This window comes from Photobacterium sp. OFAV2-7, from assembly GCF_022347985.1.
Lineage (GTDB): Bacteria > Pseudomonadota > Gammaproteobacteria > Enterobacterales > Vibrionaceae > Photobacterium.
Genome location: NZ_JAKRFQ010000678.1, coordinates 1 through 2940, shown reverse-complemented (window position 1 = coordinate 2940; position 2940 = coordinate 1). Strand labels below are relative to the sequence as shown.

4 protein-coding genes are annotated in these 2940 nt (G+C 49.2%); all 4 read right to left on the bottom strand.

Annotated features, from left to right (window positions below; genetic code table 11):
* Window positions 1-732 (bottom strand): MurR/RpiR family transcriptional regulator (locus tag MHN01_RS22935; protein WP_239413664.1); only part of this gene is annotated, 732 nt, incomplete at its 3' end.
* A gap of 76 nt (window positions 733-808) precedes the next feature.
* Complete coding sequence (locus MHN01_RS22930; RefSeq protein WP_239413663.1) at window positions 809-1636, bottom strand: class II fructose-bisphosphate aldolase; 828 nt, start codon at window positions 1634-1636, stop codon at window positions 809-811.
* A 12-nt stretch (window positions 1637-1648) separates the two neighbouring features.
* Window positions 1649-2533, bottom strand: a complete 885-nt coding sequence (locus MHN01_RS22925) for a 5-deoxy-glucuronate isomerase (RefSeq protein ID WP_239413662.1) — start codon at window positions 2531-2533, stop codon at window positions 1649-1651.
* Between the two features lie 226 nt (window positions 2534-2759).
* The coding region (locus MHN01_RS22920) for a PfkB family carbohydrate kinase (protein WP_239413660.1) at window positions 2760-2940 on the bottom strand (181 nt) is incomplete at its 5' end.

The window sequence follows — 2940 nt, the reverse complement described above, 5'->3', positions numbered from 1 at the left end:
CATCTTGCTGCCGTTGGCCGTCATTTGATTGTCTGTAATGGCAACTATCGGCACCCCTTTATCAAACGCACTCTCAATCAACGAGCTGGTTTCAGGAGCGTACGGGCTGAAAGTAACAGTAACCAGTACATCTTTTTCACTCATGCGGCGGGTCATCGGGGTTAGCATCCCACCGTGATCGTCTAGCAACACGACGTTATTATCCGATTTCATCAAGGCATACCATAAATAAAAAGCAACCGGATAAGCTCTTCGCATTCCCTGAATATAAATAGTGTCGGCTTTGTCCATCAATGCAATGGCACGTTCCAGCTTCTGCGGCGATACCGATATCTGAAGCTGCTCAATAGCTTCGACATTGGCCGTACCATAATCCTGGAAAATCGCCATTGGCGATTCCGGTCCGAGGTTGTCTTGTTCCCTTGCCTGTCGTACCCGCTCTTTATAGTCTCTCGGACGATTCAGGTACTGATCTCGAAACAATGCCTGCATTTGGCTAAAGCCGCTAAAACCCATAGCGTTTGAAAAACGGCTTAGTGTCGACAGCGGTACATCCGCCTGTTCGGCAATGGTTGCCATTGTCTCGACCGCAACGAGCATTGGCTGCGCCATCACATAGTCCGCGACCTGCTGTAAGCGATGACTCAGTTTATCGTAACGCTTAACAATCAGCTCTTTCAGTGTATCCAGATCGGCCGGCACTTGTTGTAGTTGGGTCTCTTCAACTTGCATACCTAGCGGCTCTCCCGTTCGAAAGCTAACAATAAAAAGATAATACCCCAAGGCCTGTTACCTTGGGGCAGGTATTTTAGGACAATAATTCAAAGTTGCGAATCGCTTCTTGCTTCACATAGGGCATTGCCTTCTGCATAAAGTAGATTCGATCAAACTTTTGCGGCTCGTTATTCATGTAATCGCGCAGATTATGACCAAGCGCCTGGCGCAGGCAAGTACCGATATTAAACTTAGATACCCTGCTCTGCTTCAGCTTCTGCATATCTTCATCGCGAATACCGCTACTACCGTGAATTACCAGTGGAATAGACACTTGCGCCGCAATTTGATCCAACCGTCCGAAATCAATGGTACAGGTTGGCTCGGTCAGGCGGTGAACATTCCCGACAGAAATGGCTACGCAGTCTGCTCCGCTCTCCTCGGCAAAACGCGCCGCATCTTCAGGCTCGGTATAAATTGACTTAATATGGTCACGCCCTTCTTCATAGGGAACCGAACCAATCTCACCTTCTACCGATGCACCAAGCGCATGGGCAACATCCGCCACAGCACGGGTACGGGCAATGTTCTCGTCCAGAGGCAGCTGGGAGCCATCGAACATGACCGAGCTAAAACCTGCTTTCAGGGCACGGAACACGATATCTTCTTCGTAGGTATGATCCAGGTGCAAACAAACAGGTACCGTACTTTGATGCGCCAGATTCAGGAACATCGATGCTGCTGTATCTACCCCGTAAAAATCGACGACATCTTTATTGCAGGCCAGAATAACTGGCTTGCCGACTTCCTCGGCAGCCTCGACTACCGCTCTGGCATCTTCATAGCCAAAGACATTGAAACACGGTACCGAATAGTTGGATGCTGCTGCATCCGGTAATAAATCTTTTAAATTAACCAGCATAACCGCTCCTTGTTATTTGAATTTGGCAATCATGTCCTTGATGCCGGGTATGGTTTCTACTTGGTATTCATGGTGAGGATCGAAGTGCTGGATCAGCGACTTAGATGTCTTGCCCACAATGATGGTGAAGTAGTACATTTCGTAGCCCGGTGCAGCAACGCTCGGGTGATAGCCCTTGTCGATAGCAATGACCGAACCGGTACGGACGTGGTACACAGGCCCGAAATCGTCCTCATGCTCATAAAGGAACTGAGCGCCAAAGCCAAAGTCAGGATTGAAACGGAACTGGTAGACTTCCTCGTACAAGGTTTCCTTGCTGCCGTCCTCTTTGATTCTGTCTTCGTCATGCTTGTGTGGCGGGAAACCTGACCAGCCACCGACACCGACAGTGAATAGCTCGCTAACCAGCAGACGGCCACGTTTGTCGGCGTTAGACTGACCAAGTACATGTTTGATTTTGCGGTGTGTTTTTGTCTCGTCCGAGCCATACTGAACAATATCAACGTTGTCTTGGCGGATGCAGAAAGGCTCCAGCGACTCTTCAAAGCGACCACCGGCAATCATGATGTCGGCATTCTCACTGACACATTCTATTTCAGCGGTATAGCCCAGCGGGACATACACAGATTCCGGATTACCATCCCAAACGGATGCACGCTGGCCGATATTGTCGAAAGTAATTGCTTCTTCACTCTCTTCAGCACTGTTTTTGCTGACCTTGATGCTACAGGTACCGCCCGCCAGTACAATTACTGACTCGTAGCCTTCAACATAATGGCTGTGTGTTTCACCCTGACTCAGACGAACCTGGTTGAAATAACAAAGCGGCGTGACATCATCGTTGATATCAACGATTGGCTGATTCTTATTATCAAACGGTGGGATATGTTTACCCATTGTTGCTTCCTCCTCACTTGCCACGCAGCTTCTAAGCCGCATCGCAATAGCATTCTGTTTCTTACATTTTCTTATTTAGTGCGTGGTCGCTTGTTATCAGAAAACCAGTCAGATAAAAAAGCCGGACCCCGATGGAGTGTATTGCCCGGAATGTTCGTAAAAACAAATTCGTTAAATACAGGCCCGGCTGACCGTAATACCGATAGCGCCTCCGTCCGGTGAAGGGCTACAGGCTTTGCTCTCTGGTCTCAATAAAATCGAACAATTGTTCCTGAGTTGGCATGGCCTCGGTGCAGCTATTGCCGCTGACATTAATCGCAGCCGCTGCAGAACCATACCTGACGCCATCTTCCAGCTCGCCGCCATTCACCAGCGTCCAGATCAGGCCGCCAGCGAATGAGTCACCG